The following is a 20233-nucleotide window of genomic DNA, read 5'->3' as shown; positions in this document are numbered from 1 at the left end:
GAAAAAGCCGCTCACATGGAGCGACGGGGAGAAGCGTCATGCGCTTCGAGCACGAGATCGGACGCGTATTCGGTGATCTGCTTGCCTTGGTTCTCCTTGAACTTCGACACGCGTTGGAAGCCGGCGAACTGGATGATCCGGCCGACCGCGCCCGATTCGGACGGCTCCCCGTACGGCCATGCCATGACCTTCCCGTGAAGGTCCGCGGCGAGACGGAACGTGCGCGTCGGATCGGAGCCGATCACGCTCAACGTGAGCGGTATCCGCCAAATCCACGCGCGTGACTCCGTCTGCGCGGGCGAGCCGACAGACATGACGATCAGCAGCCCGTTCATCGCGTAGTCGTTCGAGGACAGGTTGATCGCGGATTGGACGTGCACGTCCGGGAACACGGGGTCGCTTGCCGGGTAGTCGCGGTTCAGCAGGTCCCAGACCAGTGATTCCGCGTCCGACTGGGGGCGGGCCGATAGGTCGAGGCTGCGGAAGATGGTGTCCATGTCAGCCTCCCGTCGCGGCCTTGCGCATCATGTGGTTGCCGTCCACCCACGGGCCTTCGCCCTGCGGGTACTTGCCCCACACGCTGCTGTGGAACCCGTATTCGAGGAACGAGGCGATCTCCGTCCCGTTGTTCGACGGGTCCTCGCGGTCGCGGGTCTTCACGCTCAGCGACGCGACGTGGTCGGCTCCCATGTAGCGCACCTGCATGTCCACGTCCGCGTCGAGTCGGCCTTCCTTGATGACCGCCTCGGTCAATGCCTTGCCTTTCGCGGCGACCCGCATGGCGACCGGTTTGGTGATCTGCGGGCCGAGCCTGATCGCGACCCGGGAGCCGATGTCACGGGGAACGAAAGCCACGGTCCGCCTCCACTGGTCGTATGCTGGGCGCGAACTCCTTCGCCCAGACGCGGCGGGCGCGAACCTCCCAATGGGGGACCTCGCCGTGCTGACGCCATACGGGAGCGCCGTCCGCGTCGTACTTGTCGCCCTGATACCAGATCTCCGAATCGATGTCGCCCGGCCATTCGAGCGCCATGATCTGGATCGGCATGACCTCCTGCAGGCCGCCCTGCGAGCCGACGGTCTTGTCCTCCGCGCCGGAGATCGAGAACATGCCGGCCTGTTGGGCGCGGCCCTCCACCGAGCAGATGACCTCTATCGGTTCCCCGATGTCCACGAGCCGGTCGCCGTGCGGCCCTTCCACGCGTTTGCGTCGTTGGACCGTCACCCGGTCCCGCGTGTACAGGGCCTGTGACGCTTTGGTTCGCTGCTCCTTGGAGAACAACGGGGTTTGCAGGTCGTCGGTGTCGAAGAGAGGGCTACGTGCCATTGGCGGGAACCTCCGTGACACGGCCCAAACCGATGGGGACGCTGCCGATCGCGCCCATGCCGTTGCCGATCCCGTTGATCAGCGATTTCTCGCTTTTCTTCATGAACAGGTCCGGCGACGGGGTGAACTGCGGGGGAGTGTCCAACGGCTCGTAGCGGGTGGACTGGTAGACGCCGTTCGTCTCGGTCTTCGTCATGGTGAACATGGCGACGCGGGCGATCATGCACGACACCACGTAGGCGAGGGATTCCTCGGTGAGCTTGCCGCGCCTCCACCGGGTCTGCGCGCCCGGGCATTCGGCCTTCACGATCTGCACGGCGACCTGCGCCATGCTGTTCACCCATGTCTCGTCCACGCTTTCGGGGAACAGGTCGGCGTGGGCCGACATGAACACCGAGAACCATTTGACGTAATCGACGTCGTTCATGGTCGAGGCCATGCCGGCCCTCCTTCCTACAGGACGGTCGCGTTGAGCGTGCTGTTCGGCATGACCAATGCAGGCATGCCGGAGCCGTTCACGTAGGAGCCGAGACGCACCGGCATCTCCGCACGGTAGGCGAGGCCGATGAAGCCCGCGCCGTCGCCGGACGGGATGCCGTAGTCGCTGATGCCGGATTCGACGGTCGGGCCGATCGCGGTGAAGCCGAGGCTCGGCGAGTTCAACGCGGGCAGGAGCGTGAACGTGTTCTTCGGATAGAAGTCGTTGATGCCGGAATCACGCTTGTATCCGAGCTTGTTGTACTCCTCGTCGATCAGACGCACGTCGGACAGGCCAAGCTTGGCGAGCGTGCCGATGACCTGCTCGCGGCTGATCGTGGTCGGCAGCGTGGTCGCGGCCACCCCGTAGCAGTTCTGGATGAACTTCGGGTTCTCGGCCAGCACGTCGATCACGCTGGTCGAGGTGATCACGGCGGTCGGCACGGCTCCGTCCTCACGGTCGGTGAGGGTCTTGATCCAGCCCTTGATGTCCTTGTACGGGTCGGTGTCGGCCTGATCCCACTTCTTCGCCGCGGCGAGCGTCTTGTTCAGGCTCGGGTCACGGCCGAAATCGTACGTGCCCTTGACGTTGTTCTCGTCCAGGGTGATCGCGGCCTTGTAGATCGCGTCGAGGCGCAGCTTCTCGAAACGCCATTCGATCTGCTTGGCCTGCAGGCGCAGGTTGTCCTCGATCTTCTGGCGCTTCCACTCCGTGGAGTCCACGTTGTCGATGAGGTTGCGTTCGGTCACGTCCATCATCATGCGGATCGGGATGAGTTCGATGTGCTTCTCCACGCCGAACGAGGTCGAGGCGGAACGCAGCGGTTCCGCGTCCCACGCGCTGAACTGGGCGCCGTCGGGACGGTCCTGCAGCACGTTCGGCGTCCAGCTGACGGTCTTCGCCTTGCCGTTGGACTTGTTCGGGAACACGGGGGCGAGCGGCAGCTGCTCGTTGAGCGCCTGCATTTCGGCGCGTACGATGCTGGTCGCCTCGGCTCCGCTGATGATCGAATCATCATAGGTGAGGTTCATTGGGTTTCCTTTCGGATACGGAAAAGCCCCGCCTGTGGGACGGGGCTTTCAGCACGGTTGGATGGGGTTACTTGGCGATGAGGCCGAACGTGCGCAGCACGGCGAGGATCTTGTTCACGTCGGCCGCCGCCGGCGCGGCGGTCAGATCCGCGATCGCGGCCGCCGCGGCTGGCTTGCCGCTGATGTTCGCCCACGTGGGCGCGGCCGGGACGGCCGGGATCACGCCGTTGGCGATCTGCGCGGCGGTGATCGTCTTGTCCGCGATCTGCGCGGCGGTCACGGCCTTCGCGGCGATCTTCGCCGTGGTCACCGCGCCGTCCGCGATCCCGGTCTGGGCGGGCGCGTCCGAGAGCGTGGTCAGCGGCGCGACGGAACCGTCCTCGTTGTATTTGAGGAAGAATCCGCCGACCGTGGCCGCGTCGATATTGACCGGCAGGTGCTGGGTGTCGATGACGCCCGTGTACATCATGCCGATGTTCTCGTTTACGCCGATCCACCCGTTCGCTCCGAACTGGACTTGGATCTGCGAGCGGAGGAAGCCTTCGACCTTGCCGTTGCGGCCGTCGGTCGCGTCCGGGTCGTACGGGCCGTACAGGCCGGACGCGGTGATCTTGGCGAGCGGGATGCCCGCCTGAATCCAGCCGAACGTGTCGGTGTCGTTCGGGACGCTGGCGAGATAGTCGTTCTGCTTGTCGCCCTGGAACGTGGTCAGGTCTAGGGTGACGGCGCGGGCCTGCTGGCCGAAGTCGCCGACAAGCCACCGCTGGTCCTCCTTGGGGGCGTTCTCGTTGATGGTGAATACGCCGATGGGCATGGTTTACTCCTTGGTTTTCTTGTACTGACTGCGGGCTTCCTCGAGCTGTTTCCTCATCAGGTCGTTGAAGCTGGGGGAGCCGGTGTTGCCGGATGGCATCGTGGATTCGCGGTGCCGTGCGAGATTGAACGCCCGGGTCTGCGGGTGGATGGGGGACGGCGTGCCCGTGGCGGGTTTCGCGCCGATCGCGTCGCTCATCTGGTCGCCCCACGCCTTGATCTCGTCCGGGTCGGTCAGGTTGCACAGCGCGATCACCTTGTCCGGCAGTTCGGGATGGTCGAGCTTCAAATGGAGCTTCGCGTTCTCGATGCGAGCCTCCAGCAGTTCCGTCTCGCGGGCGGTCAGGTCGGCCGTCGCCTTGTCGAGCTGCTGCTTGTTGCGTTTGGCCTGATCCTCGTGCTTGCGGCTGGTCTTCTGCCACACGGACAGCTGCTCCTCGAGCGGCATGTCGCGAAGCGGCTGCTTCGGCTCGTCCTTCACGTCCTCGACGGGTGCCGGGGATTCCGGAGTCTCCTTGGTGTCGGATGCCGTGGCGGCGTCCGGTTCGATGGTCTGGGTTTCGTCTTCGACCGTGGCGGTCTCTTGTTCGTTCAGCGTCATGACGCTTGCAGCCTTTCGGGATATGGGTTACGCAAGCTCGCCGAGACGGGCCTGCATGTCTTTGGCGAGCCGGCTCATGTACTGGCGGGCCTGATCGTTGTGCGGGGACGGTTTGAACGTGTAGGAGCGTCCCCCGTACCGGAACGTCACCGGTTTGAGCGTTTCTGCTACCTGCTTGTAGCGGCGTCCGAACTCAATCGACCGGTCGATCATCTGCCGCATCTGCTCGCGGGTGAGTTCCCGGTCCGGCGTATGCCACTCCTCCTTGGCGGTGTCCGCGGGGGAGCGGGGCTTCACGTCGGCTTTCTGCAGGATGGGGCCGAGTTCGCCGTGGCTGATCGTCTGCACGCGGATGTTGGTCAGATCCGCGGCCTTGTTGCCTCCGGCCTCGTCGTAGAGCTTCTTCAGATCCTCCTGATTCAACGCGAATCCGGGATCGTAGTCGGAGCCGGCCGGAGCGACCCCGCATTTGCAGCGGGCGTGCAACGGCATGAGGTTGCGGGTCGAATACCATCGGTCGGCCGCGACGATGCACAGGCCGCATGATCCCGTTCTGGACAGTTCGGGATGCAGCACCCTGCGGTATTCCAAAACCTTGCTGCCCCGGTAGCGGTCGATGGTCGCCGCGGTCTGCGCGGTGTGCGCGTCCGTCTCCGCGGTCAGCTCCAACCGTTCGTACGCGGAGCGTATCCACCGGGACACCGTCTCGTACGCGTCGTCGTTCTGGCCGGGCCATGACGTTGGACGCAACGACGGGGTCTTCGATGATTGGGTGCGGTATTCGTCGGCGGGGCGCATGGCGACCAGCCACGGGTCGGTGTTCGCGCGCGGGTACACGTCGAGGGGTATCTGCCCGGAGGGGGTGGCGCCCATGAGCCTCAACGTGGCGTCCGCGTAGCTGATGCCGAGACGACGCACCTGCCCGATCATCTGGAGTTCGATCAGGGCGAGGCGTGCGGCCGCGCCGGACGTGACCGCGTCGTTCCACCAGTCGGACGGGGTGAGCGAATCCCACATGGTGCGGGCGGTGGACACGTACTGGTCCACCAGCCGTGAGCGCAATTGTTCGACGGACAGTGTCATCGCCGCGAGATCACCGGCCATCAGACCCCGCTTTCACTGGTCGACGGGAACGTCAGACTGTCCGACGCCGATGCGCCCGCTTCGGGCAGCGTCGATGTGGAGTCGAGCGTGCCCTCCAACGAGCCGGCCGACTGGGATTGCGTCTTCGTGTTCATCGCCGCGGTCTCCGCGGCCAACGCCTGCTGGAACGCGGTGTCGGTCAGATCCTGTTCGGCCTCGGCCATCTCCTGTTCGGTGAACCCGGCGATCTTGCGCCACATGGTCTTCACCGGCAGCTTGCCTTCGCCCTGGTTCATGGCGAGCGTGATGTCCGTCCACGAACGCAGTTCCACCGGCAGCCACATCGTCTCGAACCGTTCGCTGGCAGCACTCGTCTCGCCGGCGGCGATCAAAGCCATCTGCAACGCACCGGTGAGCGCGTCGTTGGCGAGACGGTTCAACGCCTCGACCTTGAACACCAGACCCTCGCGTTTGAGGCTCGCGCCCTCCGCGCTGCCAGCCACGTCCGGGCTGAGGATGTCCAACGGCGTGGCGCTGGCCGCGGCCAAACGTTTCACATCGCCGCCGATGACCGTCTCGTACGGGGTGAGGTCCGCGTTCTGCGACTCCCAGATCTCCACGTCCTTCGGCAACATCCACATGGTCGCGAACCCGGTCTCGAACTGGTTGGAGTAGTCGATCGGATCGCCCTCCTCCGCCCAGCCGTTCAATACCGCCGGATCGTCGGCGGAATACGTGGTCGGCAGCGTGCCCTTCAACGCGCGCTGGCGGAACGACTGGACCGCCATGATGCACATGCGGTCGAACAGATGCTGATCGATGCGCTGCAGGCTGCTGAAATGCGGGTACAGCTGGCTGCGCCCGTCCGTGGACTCCATGACGAACAATGGGATGTGGCCGGCCCCGTCCGCGTACTGTTTCGCATAGTCGAGGCTTTCCGCCGCGCCCTCCCACTGGAAGTCGGTGGCCGGAGACCAGACCTTCGGCCGGTCGGTGTCCCACGACTTCGCGCACTCCTGCACGCTCGGATCGTCCGTCTCGCTGATCAGCGTGCGCTGTTCGGCGGTGCGGGACGCGATGCGCGTGTAGATGTCCTTCGCCTTGCCTTCCTCGTCGCGGGTCATGCGGATGAGCATGAGACGTTCGAGCTGCTGCACCTCGTCATACATGTAGATGCACGCGGCCTCGTCGGTCGCATAGCATTGCCACGGCGACAGATGCTCCACATAATCCAGATCGTCCGGGCCGGGCACGTACAGATAGCTGCGCCCGTGCACTCCCACGTCGCGGAAGCATTTCGGCGCCTTCGTGTCCATATGGCTTTTCGCGTACATGTCGTCGGCGGCGGTCGAACGCATCGTCTTGTCGTTGACCAGACGGAACCCGTTGATCCTCTGCCGGCTCACGGCCGCGTCCACGATGATGCGGGCGAGGTTCACGTGCCCGATCTTCGCGAACCGCTGGTAGATCGGCAGGCTCCGCGTGTCCACGCCGCGCGGGATCGCCATCGTGGGAATCGCCTCGGTCCCGTCGTAGAACGTCTTCTCGAAACAACGCAACGGCAGTCCCGCGCCCAGTTCGGTGGCGAGCCGGGTCAGGGTCATGCCGTCTCCGTCCGGCTCATTGTCGCCCTGCACGATGCTGGTCGTCTCGGCCATCGGCTCCTCCTTATCTGAGCTTGTACGGTGCGATCACATGCGCGTCCTCGACCGCTCCCAAATAGATGCTTCGCGCACGGTAGGCGAGCAGACCGGCCATCATCGCATCGATCTTGTGCGGACTGTTCTGGGTCTCCTTGAACACGAGATAGCCCCGCGGATTGTCGCGGCGCCTCGCGTTCCTGAAATGGTCGATCAGCCTCGGGTCGGCGAACAGCATGATGTTCTCCGGTATCGGCTTCCTGCCCTTGGGCACGGATTGCATCGGATAGGAGAACGCGGCGCGCATGGTGCGCAGCTCCGCCATCACATCCGTCTTGTACCCGTTCATCGGGAAGCGGATATGATGCCCGTTCGACCGTGGGAACACGCGCAGCTTGCGCGAATAATCCAGTTCCCATTGGGCGATGTACGGCTCCCACTCGTCCGTGTCGGCGAACATGCCGACCACGTTGTACTTGTCGAGGATCTGCCGCACCTTCCCGTCGAACGCGTCGCGGTCCACACGCCACTTGGCCTTCTCCGGGCCATCGGGAGCCTGTTCGATCTTGATGAGGAACAACAGGCCGTCCCTGACTCGGCATCCCACCAACGCGGTGGAATCGTCCGACACGGAGCCGTCGAACCCGAGGGTGATCTCCTCGCGACGTTCCACGACCTTCGTCCACGCTTCGTCCAGCCTGCGCCGGTTTCGTGTGGAGATCGCCTCGTCCACGATGTCCCTGTACGCGATATGCGATTGGATCATGTCCTCCTCCAACCACGCGTCGCGTGCGGACGCGAGGTTGTTGAGATAGAAGCGTGTAGCATTGTCCGGGTCGTAACCGGGGTCGAGGATCTTCTTGACCGTGCGCCGCAGGTCACACCACCCGTATTTCGACGGTCCCGGTTCCACGCCCTCGTCCTTCAACGACCATCCCTCCGAGGAACGCCCGTCGGGGCCGACCGGCACCATGCGCCCGTCCGGCAGGAAGATGTAATCCCTTCCGTCGGGTGATTTCATGGCGGAACCGTACGCCTCGTACACCGCGTGCTCCAGCTTGCCGTCATCGGCGAAATCCTCGCGCGACAGCGTGGAATACCGGTGGTCGAACAGCAGGTCCTCCCAGCCGCGCAGCTTGCCCGACTCGATGTCGTGCGCGGTCTTGAACGTGGCTTCGGCGACGCTTTCCTCACCCGGCCTGTACATGGTCGTCGTCTCCAAAAACCACGGGTCCGCTTCCGCGCCGCGCTTGGTCAGGTTCTGCGTCATGATGTCGTACAGGTCACGCAGACGCTTGTTGTTGTACTGGTGCGTCTCATCGAAGCACACGAACGTCTGCAAGCCGCCGTCCTTGCTTCGCGCGGCGGCGGTGCTGTAGCGGATCTCCATGCCGGTCTTCGGCCACAGGATACGGGTCTTGCCCGCGTCCATGCCCTCTCCGGCGAGGAACCTCAGATATCCTTCGGTGCAGTTGTAGTAGATCGTGTCGTACACTTCGCCGGTCTGTTCCTCGGCGGTGGCGAGGCAGACCACGAGCGGTGCCTTGATCGGCCGGCCCATCGGCTCGCCCGGCTTGTACTTGTAGGTTTTGCCGAGGAACGTGTACGTTTCCCCGCCCTTGGCCCAACCGGCGAACCGGCATGGGCCGAATGCCTCGAACATGGCGATCTCGGCCGCGAAGCCGCTCTTGTTGCAGCCTTTCGGCCGGCTGAGGAACACGTGGCCGAACCTGCGCCGCCCATGTTTGTCGAGCGCGTAGCAGTCCACGATGAACTGGAAGTATTCGGGGGAGTGGCGTATGCGACGGCCCTTCGCGTCGCCGCGTCCGATCAACGTGAACTTCTCGATCCACCACACCGCCAGACGCCCCAGGGAGCGCTGGCGGTCCTTCGCGGTGAGTTTCGGGATCACGTCGTGCACGTCACATCACCGCCTGAGCGCGCGCCTCGAAATCGTCATGCGGATCATCCGGGATCTGGAAGCCGACGATCCCGGCCGCCATGTCGTTCGCCTCCGGGGCCTCCATCTTCAGCTTGCGTTTCGCGTCCGGGGTGTCGCCGTACTGGTTCATCGACTGGCGCATCTCCGGGGCCAATCCGTCGTAGGAGCGTTTCTTGATGCTCTTGTCCATCACGGCCATCTTGTAGATGAAGTTCATCCACTCCCATTTCGTGCGCAGCTGGCGCGCCTGCGGGGTGCGACGGAAATTCTCATAGTATTGGCGCACGAAATGACTCCACACGCCATCGATCAGATTCAACTCGTCCGCGTCGGGCAGTTCCGGGCCGATAGGCTCCAACTCCTCGAACGTCCAATCCTCCGGCACCTTATCCAATGGCGCGGCATTCCCGTAGCCGCCGCCGATGTCAGGCTTCGCCGCCTTTCTTCCGTTTCCTGCCATGTCCTCCGGCCTTCCGCCCATGACGGGCATCACGCTCGACGGCGCGTGAGACGTGGCGTCCCAGACACCGGTAGTGAAAGATCGTCTTGTTCCGTAATGAAGGCTCGCCGCCGTCGGCCAACGGCACTATCCACGCGGGAGTGCCCAAGTCGGGTGACTCGTAATCACGGGACGCGGGCAACCCGCACTCGTGGCACAGGCCACCGCAAGAGTCCCACACGTCCGCCTCGGTGAACGACACGTACGCCATCCGCCGTTTCGGCTTCTCCGGTACCGGTATGGAAGACACCACCGGCAACGGTGATGTGTCCACCGGATGCGAGGACTTCCTGCGTTTGCGTTCGAACCGTTTACGGCATCTCGCGGAACAGAACTTGCGCGACGACCGCTCCAACAGGAACGGCCGGCCGCAGAACAAACAAAGGCGGGAACGTCGTCGCCTGACCGGATCGCCCGAATAGTACTGCCGGTTGTAATGCGACCGGCACAACCCTTTGCTGATGGCCGGTTCGTCGCATCCGTCGATCAGGCACTCGTACGCCGATACGCCGGATGCGAATACCATTCGTCTTCCTTCCGACGCTCCCGGTTCTCACGCCGCTGCTCCGCGGACTCGCGCGCGGTCTTCTGCGCATGATGCCAGTCGCACAACGCCCACAGATTCGACGGGGAGTCATCATCCGGTTCGCCATCACGGGCACGCACCTTGTGATCGACCTCATTCGCCATGCGGCCACACAGGCCGGTCACACCGAAATCGTCCGTGACCGGCCACTGGCACCGATAATCGTCCCGCTGCAATATCAGCTTGCGCGTGCGAGGCCAATCCGGGTTGAACCGGGCCTTACGCTTCGAGTTCATCCACCGAGCCACAATGACTCCTTATATACGGGAACGATGCCGGCCGGTGCGTGGCAGCAAGAGAAAAGAGGTGAGCAACCATTCCACGGTCAGCCGGCATCTAGAGCCGCCAGCGGGACTCGAACCCGCGCCTGCACCTTGGGAGGGTGCCGCTCTGCCACCTGAGCTATGACCGCAAGCGGGTGCGCCGATCGGCCGCACCCTATTCAGTTATCGTCCCCATCCAGGCATGAAGCCCTCGTGGAGACAGGCGGCGGTCGCGTCACCGCCAAAAGCAAGCCACGTACGCGGCTTCGCATACCCGGTCGGACTCGAACCGACGACCCTAGGTTTTGGAGACCTACGCTCTAGCCATCTGAGCTACGGGCATGTAAGCGGAGAGAGTGGGAGTCGAACCCACACGCCCTCATCGGGCAAACTGTTTTCGAAACAGTCGCCGCCACCCATCGGCTGGCCTCTCCATCTCGCGACGCGTGGTTCGACTACCACGATCTCCGGGCGCGACCCGGTGTCCTCTGCACCCAGATTTTGAACGACATCGCGATTGTGGCGGCAGAGAGAATCGAACTCCCAGCATCCGAAGGCAGTCGGGTTACAGCCGACGCGCACTCCACGTGCATACCGCCAAGGAACGCATTTCAGCGCTCACACCCGATAGGGCACTCCTTAGCCGGCGTCGACTCGCCTAAAGCGAGGAGCCAGCACGATGTGTCGTGCGGAGATTCTGCACGACGCCGAACCGCGGGCGGTCAAACCCCGTTCGACAGTCACGGCCTTGACCAGCCTTACTGACCATTCCGCGGATGATGAGGGGATCGAACCCCCGGACGCGTTACCGTCTACGGCCTAGCAAGCCGCCGCATTACCACTCTGCCAATCATCCGAATCGAGGTGGTGGATTGCGTTTTACCACCAACGCCGAGCTTGTGATGCACATTACCGTGTACCGCTGTAGCGTTCCTCATCCCACTTCCGCCGCTAAGCGGTGCCGCTAAGCCGGGACGCAGCCTTAACCGGGCATACAAGCAATCCCGGTTTATTCAGCCAACCTCATAACACGACAGGGGAGCGACCCTTGCCGCATCGTCGCGAAGGTGAGATTCGAACTCACGCTGAACCGGGTTTGAGCCGGACGCCTCTGCCACTGGGCTACCTCGCGGGAATTGTTCTCGACCGAGCTACGCTCCGTCACCAACAACATATCCAAGCGATAGCTTACTCAGACAACACGTTACAAGCTACGTTACAAGAAAGAATCTCGAAGAAAACCCAGTGATTCCAACGATCCCAGCCTCGCGAACGCAATAGGCGACCTGCTGCGAACACCGCAAACCCCAATGATTCCAACGGTTCACGGCATGTCACGCTAATTCAAAAAAGCCCTGAAAACAACATTCACGGCCAGAACCAGACCCTGAACGGCCTTGTGTTTGATGCCGGGGGCACCCTCCCCTACCCCTCGTTTCGAGATGTGTCGTTTTGGGGTATGTCGTTTCGTGGTATTGCGTACGTTTGTTCGTCCCTCGTTTCGAGGGGTATGGTACAGATGTTCGCATGTTCGTATTTTGGACGTTGTGGCGCGTGTAGGTCTGTCGTGTGGTATTCGCGCGGCGCGTGACGTGACGTGACGTAGGCGGGACGTGCGGGACGTGCGGGATGTGACAGCGTACGCCTATGACGTGTGACGTGTGGCGCTATGTCTGTATAGGTGCGGCAGTGATCGGCAGTGTGTGACGTCATAACGTCGCGTATGGCGGTATGTGTGGCGTGTGTGCTGTGTATGTGTGTGCCAGGCATGGCGTAGGGCGTCGCGTAGATATGTGAGTGGTGCTGTTTTTTGGTGTGGTTTTGTGGGTTGCGACACGCCGAACAATGCCAGTGTTTGCAATGTGTTCGGCGTGGTCGGGCTATGCTCGATTTGTGTATCCAATCGGGGACGTGGTACGGTATAGCCATGTTCCCGATCGGGGACAGAGAACAGACAGACAGCGAGGTAAACAAAATGAGTCACTACACAATCGAGACGATCAAAAACGCAATGCGCGACGCAATGGCAATAGCCATAGCCGAGGGAGCCGACGGCGTCACCGAAGCAAAACTATTCATCTGCGGTTACGCACTCGCCACGGTCACACGAATCGACAAAACCGTGACATGCGACGATATCGATGATGTATGGGACATGCTCCGCAAGGCATGAGAACAGCGCCGCCGATAGGCGGGAACTGGGTTCGATCCCCAGCGGCGCACGATGAACCGGTAGGTGACAGTAATACCGGCACACAGTGCCCACCTTGGTAGCTAGTAGGGATATCCGAACGCCCAAAGTGCGTGTACATGATTCATCTTGATAACAGAAAAGCGTTTCCCGTTAGGTTTTTCCCAACACGGCGGCATTGACCGCGACTGTGTAGCCTACAGCGACTGTCCAGCAATGGAGAGGTGGCACGCGCCTAGCGGGGTTGATAGCGGGTATCCGGCATGGAATTGTCCCCGCTAGTGGTATGGAGCCGAGGCCCGGGCGTTGTCCCGTGGTCATATCGATAAGCCCTCACGTCGCGAGACGTAGGGGTGGAGAGTGCGGAAGCTCACGCGTCGCGGTGACGGTAGAGTGAAAATGCTAGGCATGTAGTCCATAGTCGGCTACGAAACTCCATACTGCGTAACGTACAATTGGACCCACCATAGCGAGATTGTGAGGTGGGTCATGAGTCTTAAGGAACTGAGGCTAAAACGCGGGTTAACGCAGCAACAGTTAGCCGATAAGGCTAGCGTGCCGCGTCCGCGCATTGCGGAATGGGAGAGTGACGGCGGTCGATCGATCGGCGGCGCTTCACTAGATGTCGCGGTGCGAGTCGGTGACGCGCTTAAGGTGCGAGACTTGCGTAAGTTGCTAGACGACTCGGCGGCGAGTCGGCCAAAAGATAACGGCGAGTAATCGCCGTTGTACCCTAAGACTACCCGCCTTATCGTAGGCGGTTTATAAATATGCGTGAGCCTGGGCCGTGTCTTTACGGCATGGTGTAGGCGCGATAAGTATATCCCAAGGTGGACGGGATACACTAAGAGCTACTAGTGAAAGGTGGTGTGTTATGAGTAGTGCGATTATCAACGTTCCGGTTGATATGGACGTGCTGTATGATGCCGAGCGTGATTCGCGCGACGAGGGTATGACTCTTGTTGAGCGGTTGCAGATGGTTATCGCCGGTTGGGCTGAGGCTCGTGAAGACGCGGACGATTTGGCCGCGTTGAATGATGCTATGGCACATGATGACGGTACCCGGTATAGTGCGGACGAAGTGGATAGGATGCTTGATGGCGTGGCGGCTTGAGTATACGAAAGAGGCTGTGCGCCAGCTGCGTAAGATGGGGCCGGCTGATAGCAAGCGTGTCCGTGACTGGATGCGTAAGCATATCGACGGTTGCGATGATCCGCGCGTGCATGGTAAGGGGCTGACTGCCAATCTGTCAGGCAAGTGGCGGTATCGTGTGGGCGATTGGCGAGTGCTTGCGAACATCGATGACGGCGTGGTTACCGTCGAGGTGTTCAAGGTCGAGCATCGCAGTGAAGTCTACAAGAAGAAGCGCCACTAATGGGACGGCTGAAGAAGCGGCGGCGTGCCGCAAAAATCAGAAGCTGTCGTCTGCGCATGCTCGGAAGGGCTGACCTGAATCTTGATATGTACATGCGGGAGATTCGTAAGAGCCTGCGCTATTGCTATTGGATTAAACACTGAGTGAATCGGCGTGCTCGTTTGCGACACGCCGATTTGCTTACCGCAGAATAGCACGATATAGTTCTAGATATCAGCTCAATCGAGCAAGACAATCGCAAGTTTGAAAATTTCAGAGTGTTTCCCTACATGCAATTAGCACAATTTCGTGCTAGATTCGGACTCACCCGCAACCGTTTGAAAGTGGGTGAGCTATGGGATTAAGGGAACTGCGGAAGGCCGCGGGGCTGACTCAAGTGCAGTTGGCAAAACGTACCGGCATCGCTCAGACGATAATCAGCCGTTATGAGCGGGGGGAGTACGACGTGCACAACATGACTCTTGACAATGCTCTGAGGCTGTCCCGCGCTCTGGGGTGTCATCCGTCCGACCTTACGGACGGGTACCCGGATTAAAAGAATGTCCCCAAAGTGTTGGCGCACTAAGGGGACGTGCCTTAATCGTTTTCAAACATTTGCAAGTAATCAATCAATCGAGGCGTGCTATATTCTAGCACGCCTCACAAGGAAGTGAGGAATTATCATGTTTATCTACTATACGCAGCCTTCGGGCGGCGACACTAACCGTCGTATGCTCGTGCTCGAGCCGGTGCGAGGCGTGTTCGTTACCGGCTACGGGTTCAACCTGGACGCTTCCTATACGCCGGCGACCATCGCGCGGGTTCGTGTCACTCTCCGCGAGTTCCGGGATATCGAGAAGCGGTGCCGCATGTACTATCGCGAGGTGAATACCGCTTCCGAGATGCAAGAGGCGGTGGCGTGATGAATCTGGTTCAGCGCGTCACCAAGGGTGACACAAGGTGCAACGTGTTCTCAGGCGAGTGGAACGGCGGTGAATACCGTTTCGACGTGCAGGTGCTGCACAAGGTCGGCGATTCGTTCTATTACGCGGGTAACGGCAAATATTGCCGGGACGCCGCCGAAGTCAACGCCTACATTGCGGGGGTGCTGGCATGAGGACCGGCGTCATTTACGAGATGTTGGCCGCTGACTGCGAGTTGCCGGCCGACACGTACCTATGCAAGGTGAGCGAGACGCGGCAGGTCGGTACGTGCGTGATCTTTCCCGGCGTGGAAACGCCGCAAATACGGGATGTCACGCTGGGTTCCAAGGCGTTTCCCTCGTTGAGGGTGGCGCGTGGGTGGATGCGGCACGTGTGGCATTTGGATAAGGTGCGCGTCGAACGTGTCTATTCCTACACGCTTGCAAACCATCTGCTGTTCGACTGGCTTCTGTCAGAGTAGCGTCGCGCGGCGCTTTGTACCGCGCTTCTAGCCCATTCGGGCAAATTCAAACCAACATTCATTCAATCGCACTAGGGAGTGTGTAATTATGCGTAAATTCGTGTCTGTTCTGATGTCGCTCGGGTTGCTGGCGAGTGTGTCGGCGTGTGGTTCCACGGCGTCGTCTGGTATCGAGGGTGTCGAGTTTCCCGCGGAAGCGTGGGGCGGTTCCGACATGCTGATCGAGGGCGTGCCGTTGGCTGATATCGTGCCGTGCGAGTTTGAAGACGGTTCCGGTACGGCTGACTTGTGCAAGTGGGATGCAGCCACGATGGGCAATCGTGAGGGTGCTGGCGTGTACGTGTACGATGCCGGCGTGCTGATCGTGAAGGTGGGTGCATGATGTCATGGCGGTTCAACTGTTTTCCGGCGGCGGTCGCCATGCGCGCCATGCTCGAGGCTCGAGGGTTCCACGCGGTAGTCATGCGTTGGGGGAGAGGGTGGCGCGTATGCGTCGCCTAATGTCCCGTCTGTTGCCGTGGCTGCTCGTGGTGGCGGTCATGGTTCCCGTGGCCGCGATCGCGCGGCCTATCCCGGACTGTAAGAGCGTGTACGGTGTGGATGATCCCGGCGTATGCGTGTATGGCGGGTATCCGTATCGGGACGGCGTGCAGGTCGGCTAGTCGTTCATTCATTCCGGCGCGGCGACGTGGTCGCGCCGGCTTCCAATCAAGGTTTTTCAACGTAAGCGAGGTTTATTATCATGTTCGTTCATATCTCTAACGCTGTTGCGCGTCGCGTGTCCAAGTCTATCCGGAAGATCGCAACCGGGTATCCGAAAAATGCGGTGTGGGCCGTGGTGACGGCCGTGAACGGCAAGGCGCGTGTTCATTTGGTCGACCGGTCCAAGATGGCTACATGGTATCGGCCGGTGGCGGTGATAGACGCCGGGCTTGCTGCGGAAGGCAATTTGTTTCCGGCGGTTTTGATCGACGCGGTGAAGCTGGCGGGGTTGATCGTCCCGGACCGCAAGGATGATGTGACGCTCGAGTTTGCCGACGGTATGGTGAAGATCGGCATGACATCCATGCCCGTGGAAGCCGCGGACGGTGACGCGCTGCGTAAGATGTTCAGCGAGGTGAGCCGGCGTAAGCCGGTGGACGGCAGCGTTTTCAAGGCGGGCGAACTGGCCGCGTTCGTGAAGGTCGCCGGCATGTCGGCGTCGCGTGAGAAGAATCGTCCGGTATTGACCAAGGTGCATGTTCTTCTGGATAACGCCAGGCTGATGGGTGAGACGACGGATAGGTTCCGCATATCGCGCGCCGTGGTGCGTCCCGTGTCCACTCGGCTCACGGTGGACTCTCGGCAGCTTGACATGCTGCTGGAGGTCCGGCCGCTGTCGTATGCGGTCGCGGCGTTTCCGGGCGACGTGACGGTGAGCGGCGTGGAAGACGGCGGCGTGCTGGCGTTGCGTGACGACGTGCTTACCGTCTGGGTGAACGGGTTCGATGGTGAGTTCCCGTTGATCGGAAAATTCCTCGACGTGGAATATGCGGGTATCGCGGACGTTGACGCGAAGGCGTTGAGTGCGGCCGTTAAGCAGTGCGATCCTCACGGCAAAACCACGGAACGCAGGGTGCTGCTGTACTTCCGTAGTGATCGTATCGTCGTGGCGAACATGAATGGGGCTATGGCGTCAGTGCCGGCGAAGTATGACGGCGAGGACGTGCGCGTCTCGTTTAACCCGGTGTTCCTATTGGACGGGCTGAAGGTCGGTGAGACGTCTGACGACGGGCACGTGTTCGTGAGCGTGAACGGTCCCATTAAGCCGGTCGAGTTCGCGCATAGCGTCGATGGTGCGCGTGACGACGATTACCGTTCGATCGTCGTGCCGCTGTTTTATGCAGATGGTGGCGGGAACGTTGATGAACCGGAAGTTCCGCCGTCGTCTGCCGTGGTCGAGCACACTAAGGCGGCTGCCCCGCAGGAGAGCGTTCCGGCTGAGGAGTCGGCCGTTGATCCGGTTGCCGAGGTTGAGTCGGCAAGCGTGCCGTCTGCTGAGGCTGAGCCGGTTCCCGAGAATACGGCGCCGACGGTTGAGCCGGCCGTGTCCGAGTCTGCCGAACCCGCGACGGAGCCGGCCGCTATCGGGCCGGCTGATGCGTGGCAGGGTAGGCCGTTCAGCTGGCAGTCTGAGCCGGCGGCGGTCACGCAGGAGATCCCCGAGGTCCCGCCGCAAACCAACACGAATGCCACGGTGATTGTCGCGGTGGAATCGGTGATGCCGGCCGGCGTGCCGGTGAAGGACATACCCGCGCTCAGCGCCTACAAGTGGAAGAATATTCGGTACTTCCGTGACAAGGCGGGCCGCAAGCTGGTGTATGTCGGCCATGACGACACGTCGTGTGCCGTTGTGTGGCGTGACTGGTATACGCATGATGACGCGGCGCTTGATAGCGAGGTGCGCGACTATGTGGCGTCTCTCGGCTATGGAACGGCGGCGTGACATGACCGTGAAGATATCGATGGAGCTGATACGCGCCGTGCTGGAGGCGCGCGGCGTGCAGTACACGGACGCAAACATCAAGGCCGTGAAGGCCGCGATACCCGATCATCTGACCGACATGGTGCTTGCCGTGGTCGACATCACGAAGATGCCTGACGCGGCGATCATGGTGCCGATGTTCTGACAAGTCTTGCCGTCCGGCTTTTCCTCGCTTCGCCGGACGGCACCCCCATTCTTTGAAGCGATTCGACAAGGGAGTTTTTGATATGTCTACCGTCACTGATTGTTCCGCTGATTTGTATGCCGCGTTCCGTGAGGATCGCGTGGCGTTGGGTAACGCGGCAGCACTTCGTGCTCACTGCGAGTACCCGTTCATGGCATGGCTGGACGCGCTGCGATCCGATACGGCCATGTCGGAGGATGATATGAGCGTGCTGCGCGCATTGTGCGATCATGGCGTGCTGCCGGTGCGCGACGCGCTGATCTACGCCACTGAAGCGCTGATGATGGGCGCGGCCGTGAGCGTGGAGCTGATGCTGAGCGTCGCCGCGCATGATTCGGCCGGCACCGACTGGGGTTGCCGGCTCACGAACATGCTGTTCCACGGCAAGCCGCGTCCGGTCGATAAGGACGTCGTGGGGCATGCGTGCGACCTGCTGGACGCCATCAACGTGGACGGTGGGGCCAACCTGCTGGCGGCGCGCGCGTACATGGAATGGATGGCGTGCGACGACAAGGCCGTGCTGACCGCATTGGAAGCGCTGACGGTGGATGCTGATTGCACGCTGGCTAACGTCGTGGTGTGTCTTGCCGATCGTGATATCAAGCCGGCGTATGCCGCCTGACTGAGTCTTGCCGTCCGGTTTTTCCTTCCTCGCTTCGTCGGACGGCATATTACTTTTGTTAACCGTTTTGGTATATGATATGTACCATCTATTCACCAATGATAAGGGGGTTGTGATGGGTAAGCTGGTCGCCAACGTCGATGACGATGTGAAGGCGCGTGCCGCCGAACTATACGAGTCGATGGGCATGAGCCTAAGCACCGCCGTAAACATGTTCCTACGCCAGTCGTTGGCCGAGAACGGCATGCCGTTCAAGCCGACGCGGCGCACTGCGGACGGCTATCCGATACCGGCCGTCCGTTCCGCGTACATGTTCGACAGGTCCAAGACCACGGGGCATGTGATCCTGCCCGCCGACTGGGATGATCCGGAGGATGCGATCTATGACCGTTATGCAGACGAGTGAGCCGCGACTGTACGACGTGTGGCTGATGTGGGTGGAATACCCCGATCATCCCGGTGTGGGCAAGCCGCGTCCGGTGGTCATCACCGAGATCGACGGCGAGTTGATGTCCGGCATCGTTGCCAAGGTCACTGGCAATGTGTCGTGGGATGAGGCCGGCGACGTGCCGCTGCTCGACTGGGAGACTGAGGGGTTGGCGAAACCGTCGCTGGTCAGGTGCTCTCAACGGTTCTACTTCAGTCGTGACGAGCTGCTGAAACGGTTCGGCCGTCTCTCTATGAGGGACGCCGAGCACGTCAACGACGGGCTGGCGGTCACGCCGGACGTCCCGCCGCATCGTCGGACGGCCTGATTCTTATACAAACCATCATTATGGGCGCTGTAGGAGGTTCCTACAGCGCCCATTCTTATACGAATCATCATTAAGCGGTGCCGTCTGGCGTCGCTAATGGTTGATGAATCGATTAACCAACCAATAGGCGCGATGAAACGCCGCGTTTCCGCGCCGCCAATGTGCCAAAGGAGCAATAGCAATGATGATCGCCGGTATCAATGTCGACCGATTGTGTCGGTACGTGAGGTTCGACGCGGAACGTAATCGTCAATTGTATGAGCGTGTTTCGTATTTCCAAGCGCGTGACATGTGGCTGACCGACTTGGAACAGGCCGTTCGAGACAAGACGGATTTGAGTCAGGTCGCCGCGTTCGACCGATGGCTGTACGTGCAGGTCAGGGACGGCGAACTGGACGTGGTGGACGATCTGGAATGGAATCAGGAGGTAATCAGATGAGTGAGCCACAGATGTTGAAGGTGCGGGACATCGCCAACCGTTATGACATGAGCGAATCGAGCGTGTTCCGGTTGCGCTGCTATCGCCCCGACCGACTACCGCCCGCCATCAAGATCGGCTCCAGTGTCCGATGGCGACTGGAGGACGTGGAGAAGTGGGAAGCCGAACGGCAAAAGAAGGCTGACGCCGGGCGAAACGATTCCATGAATAAGGCGGATACGTCGCGCATGTATGAGGCGCTGCTTGAGATACTGCCGTACTACGACGAGGCCGGAGAGGCCGGACGCAACTACGGGATCAGCCCGGATAATCTACGCCGGCTTGCCGCCGATTTGTGCAAGGAATACGAAAACCAACATTAGTGAGGCTTCTGCTGTTTTCGTGGGTTAGTTTGTTGGTGTTGGTAGTTGGATGTTGAGTCCGCCGCATCGGAGCATGACGAGGCTGATGAGGTTGGTGACGTGGTGGAAGCCGTAGGCCATGCGGATGGTGACCT

The 20233-nt window shown here is 61.2% G+C and carries 30 protein-coding genes and 6 tRNA genes; 18 read left to right on the top strand and 18 right to left on the bottom strand.

The genetic code is table 11. From position 1 onward, the window contains the following. Nucleotides 1-11: 11 nt before the first annotated feature. From AC1A0G_RS08680 to AC1A0G_RS08630, 11 genes are all read right to left on the bottom strand, one after another. Nucleotides 12-497, bottom strand: a complete 486-nt coding sequence (locus tag AC1A0G_RS08680; protein ID WP_476528963.1) for a hypothetical protein — start codon at nt 495-497, stop codon at nt 12-14. Nucleotide 498: 1 nt separating this feature from the next. Further along, nucleotides 499-855 carry a hypothetical protein gene (locus AC1A0G_RS08675; protein ID WP_476528961.1) on the bottom strand — a complete coding sequence of 119 codons (357 nt, stop codon included), beginning with the start codon at nt 853-855 and terminating at the stop codon, nt 499-501. Then, complete coding sequence (locus AC1A0G_RS08670; protein WP_476528960.1) at nt 836-1327, bottom strand: hypothetical protein; 492 nt, start codon at nt 1325-1327, stop codon at nt 836-838. The genes AC1A0G_RS08675 and AC1A0G_RS08670 overlap by 20 nt, the downstream gene beginning before the upstream one ends. Then, the gene (locus tag AC1A0G_RS08665; RefSeq protein ID WP_476528958.1) at nt 1317-1766 is read right to left on the bottom strand and encodes a hypothetical protein; all 450 of its coding nucleotides are present in this window, start codon (nt 1764-1766) and stop codon (nt 1317-1319) included. Before AC1A0G_RS08665 ends, AC1A0G_RS08670 begins: the two co-directional genes overlap by 11 nt. 14 nt (nt 1767-1780) lie before the next feature. After that, entirely contained in the window at nt 1781-2836 is a 1056-nt protein-coding gene (locus AC1A0G_RS08660; RefSeq protein WP_476528956.1) for a major capsid protein, read from the bottom strand. Between the two features lie 67 nt (nt 2837-2903). After that, the gene (locus AC1A0G_RS08655; RefSeq protein ID WP_476528954.1) at nt 2904-3650 is read right to left on the bottom strand and encodes a hypothetical protein; all 747 of its coding nucleotides are present in this window, start codon (nt 3648-3650) and stop codon (nt 2904-2906) included. A gap of 3 nt (nt 3651-3653) precedes the next feature. Continuing rightward, a complete protein-coding gene (locus AC1A0G_RS08650) occupies nt 3654-4250 on the bottom strand; it encodes a hypothetical protein (protein ID WP_476528953.1) in 597 nt (198 codons plus the stop codon). A 27-nt stretch (nt 4251-4277) separates the two neighbouring features. After that, on the bottom strand, nt 4278-5354 hold the full coding sequence (locus AC1A0G_RS08645; protein WP_476528951.1) for a hypothetical protein: 1077 nt from the start codon (nt 5352-5354) through the stop codon (nt 4278-4280). Continuing rightward, nucleotides 5354-6991 (bottom strand): hypothetical protein, encoded by a 1638-nt coding sequence (locus tag AC1A0G_RS08640; protein ID WP_476528949.1) that lies wholly within the window; start codon nt 6989-6991, stop codon nt 5354-5356. Before AC1A0G_RS08640 ends, AC1A0G_RS08645 begins: the two co-directional genes overlap by 1 nt. A gap of 10 nt (nt 6992-7001) precedes the next feature. After that, complete coding sequence (locus AC1A0G_RS08635) at nt 7002-8894, bottom strand: hypothetical protein (protein WP_476528947.1); 1893 nt, start codon at nt 8892-8894, stop codon at nt 7002-7004. A gap of 1 nt (nt 8895) precedes the next feature. Next, complete coding sequence (locus tag AC1A0G_RS08630; protein ID WP_476528946.1) at nt 8896-9375, bottom strand: hypothetical protein; 480 nt, start codon at nt 9373-9375, stop codon at nt 8896-8898. 230 nt (nt 9376-9605) lie between these two features. Between AC1A0G_RS08630 and AC1A0G_RS08625 the strand changes: the two genes are divergently transcribed. Beyond that, nucleotides 9606-9836, top strand: a complete 231-nt coding sequence (locus AC1A0G_RS08625; protein ID WP_476528944.1) for a hypothetical protein — start codon at nt 9606-9608, stop codon at nt 9834-9836. A 64-nt stretch (nt 9837-9900) separates the two neighbouring features. Here the strand turns inward: AC1A0G_RS08625 and AC1A0G_RS08620 are convergent, their stop codons facing one another. From AC1A0G_RS08620 to AC1A0G_RS08590, 7 genes are all read right to left on the bottom strand, one after another. After that, nucleotides 9901-10248, bottom strand: a complete 348-nt coding sequence (locus AC1A0G_RS08620) for an HNH endonuclease (protein WP_476528942.1) — start codon at nt 10246-10248, stop codon at nt 9901-9903. 92 nt (nt 10249-10340) lie between these two features. Beyond that, nucleotides 10341-10412, bottom strand: a tRNA-Gly gene (locus AC1A0G_RS08615). A 120-nt stretch (nt 10413-10532) separates the two neighbouring features. After that, a tRNA-Trp gene (locus AC1A0G_RS08610) sits at nt 10533-10606 on the bottom strand. Between the two features lie 5 nt (nt 10607-10611). Further along, nucleotides 10612-10697: transfer RNA gene (locus AC1A0G_RS08605), tRNA-Ser, on the bottom strand. A gap of 86 nt (nt 10698-10783) precedes the next feature. Next, a tRNA-Tyr gene (locus AC1A0G_RS08600) sits at nt 10784-10862 on the bottom strand. A 174-nt stretch (nt 10863-11036) separates the two neighbouring features. Then, nucleotides 11037-11119, bottom strand: a tRNA-Ser gene (locus AC1A0G_RS08595). A gap of 203 nt (nt 11120-11322) precedes the next feature. Beyond that, nucleotides 11323-11395, bottom strand: a tRNA-Leu gene (locus AC1A0G_RS08590). An 843-nt stretch (nt 11396-12238) separates the two neighbouring features. On the opposite strand from AC1A0G_RS08590, the gene AC1A0G_RS08585 reads away from it, so the two are divergent. The 17 genes from AC1A0G_RS08585 to AC1A0G_RS08505 all read left to right on the top strand — a co-directional run bounded on the left by AC1A0G_RS08585 (nt 12239) and on the right by AC1A0G_RS08505 (nt 20099). Next, nucleotides 12239-12436 (top strand): hypothetical protein, encoded by a 198-nt coding sequence (locus AC1A0G_RS08585; RefSeq protein WP_476528940.1) that lies wholly within the window; start codon nt 12239-12241, stop codon nt 12434-12436. Between the two features lie 507 nt (nt 12437-12943). Further along, nucleotides 12944-13174 carry a helix-turn-helix transcriptional regulator gene (locus tag AC1A0G_RS08580; RefSeq protein WP_476528939.1) on the top strand — a complete coding sequence of 77 codons (231 nt, stop codon included), beginning with the start codon at nt 12944-12946 and terminating at the stop codon, nt 13172-13174. Nucleotides 13175-13328: 154 nt separating this feature from the next. Next, nucleotides 13329-13568, top strand: a complete 240-nt coding sequence (locus AC1A0G_RS08575; RefSeq protein WP_476528937.1) for a hypothetical protein — start codon at nt 13329-13331, stop codon at nt 13566-13568. 16 nt (nt 13569-13584) lie between these two features. After that, the gene (locus tag AC1A0G_RS08570) at nt 13585-13830 is read left to right on the top strand and encodes a type II toxin-antitoxin system RelE family toxin (protein WP_476528935.1); all 246 of its coding nucleotides are present in this window, start codon (nt 13585-13587) and stop codon (nt 13828-13830) included. 334 nt (nt 13831-14164) lie between these two features. Further along, nucleotides 14165-14365 (top strand): helix-turn-helix transcriptional regulator, encoded by a 201-nt coding sequence (locus tag AC1A0G_RS08565; protein ID WP_476528934.1) that lies wholly within the window; start codon nt 14165-14167, stop codon nt 14363-14365. Nucleotides 14366-14492: 127 nt separating this feature from the next. Then, complete coding sequence (locus AC1A0G_RS08560) at nt 14493-14732, top strand: hypothetical protein (protein WP_476528932.1); 240 nt, start codon at nt 14493-14495, stop codon at nt 14730-14732. Next, nucleotides 14729-14926, top strand: coding sequence for a hypothetical protein (locus tag AC1A0G_RS08555; RefSeq protein WP_476528930.1), 198 nt, complete (start codon nt 14729-14731; stop codon nt 14924-14926). Before AC1A0G_RS08560 ends, AC1A0G_RS08555 begins: the two co-directional genes overlap by 4 nt. Next, entirely contained in the window at nt 14923-15213 is a 291-nt protein-coding gene (locus AC1A0G_RS08550; protein ID WP_476528928.1) for a hypothetical protein, read from the top strand. The genes AC1A0G_RS08555 and AC1A0G_RS08550 overlap by 4 nt, the downstream gene beginning before the upstream one ends. A gap of 88 nt (nt 15214-15301) precedes the next feature. Beyond that, nucleotides 15302-15595: a hypothetical protein gene (locus AC1A0G_RS08545; RefSeq protein ID WP_476528927.1), complete on the top strand. Its 294-nt coding sequence runs from the start codon at nt 15302-15304 to the stop codon at nt 15593-15595. A 106-nt stretch (nt 15596-15701) separates the two neighbouring features. Then, nucleotides 15702-15875 carry a hypothetical protein gene (locus tag AC1A0G_RS08540; RefSeq protein ID WP_476528925.1) on the top strand — a complete coding sequence of 58 codons (174 nt, stop codon included), beginning with the start codon at nt 15702-15704 and terminating at the stop codon, nt 15873-15875. An 80-nt stretch (nt 15876-15955) separates the two neighbouring features. Continuing rightward, on the top strand, nt 15956-17698 hold the full coding sequence (locus AC1A0G_RS08535; RefSeq protein ID WP_476528923.1) for a beta clamp domain-containing protein: 1743 nt from the start codon (nt 15956-15958) through the stop codon (nt 17696-17698). A gap of 1 nt (nt 17699) precedes the next feature. After that, nucleotides 17700-17882 carry a hypothetical protein gene (locus AC1A0G_RS08530; RefSeq protein ID WP_476528921.1) on the top strand — a complete coding sequence of 61 codons (183 nt, stop codon included), beginning with the start codon at nt 17700-17702 and terminating at the stop codon, nt 17880-17882. Between the two features lie 82 nt (nt 17883-17964). Continuing rightward, on the top strand, nt 17965-18543 hold the full coding sequence (locus tag AC1A0G_RS08525) for a hypothetical protein (protein WP_476528920.1): 579 nt from the start codon (nt 17965-17967) through the stop codon (nt 18541-18543). A 115-nt stretch (nt 18544-18658) separates the two neighbouring features. Beyond that, the gene (locus AC1A0G_RS08520; protein WP_476528918.1) at nt 18659-18949 is read left to right on the top strand and encodes a type II toxin-antitoxin system RelB/DinJ family antitoxin; all 291 of its coding nucleotides are present in this window, start codon (nt 18659-18661) and stop codon (nt 18947-18949) included. Then, entirely contained in the window at nt 18927-19298 is a 372-nt protein-coding gene (locus tag AC1A0G_RS08515; RefSeq protein ID WP_476528917.1) for a type II toxin-antitoxin system PemK/MazF family toxin, read from the top strand. Before AC1A0G_RS08520 ends, AC1A0G_RS08515 begins: the two co-directional genes overlap by 23 nt. A gap of 181 nt (nt 19299-19479) precedes the next feature. Next, a complete protein-coding gene (locus tag AC1A0G_RS08510) occupies nt 19480-19737 on the top strand; it encodes a hypothetical protein (protein WP_476528915.1) in 258 nt (85 codons plus the stop codon). Then, the gene (locus AC1A0G_RS08505; protein ID WP_476528913.1) at nt 19734-20099 is read left to right on the top strand and encodes a helix-turn-helix transcriptional regulator; all 366 of its coding nucleotides are present in this window, start codon (nt 19734-19736) and stop codon (nt 20097-20099) included. Before AC1A0G_RS08510 ends, AC1A0G_RS08505 begins: the two co-directional genes overlap by 4 nt. The last annotated feature ends 134 nt before the right edge of the window (nt 20100-20233 follow it).

Source organism: Bifidobacterium sp. LH_230, assembly GCF_056357555.1.
The sequence above is the reverse complement of the archived record's forward strand: the minus strand, read 5'-3'. Positions and strand labels throughout refer to the sequence as shown.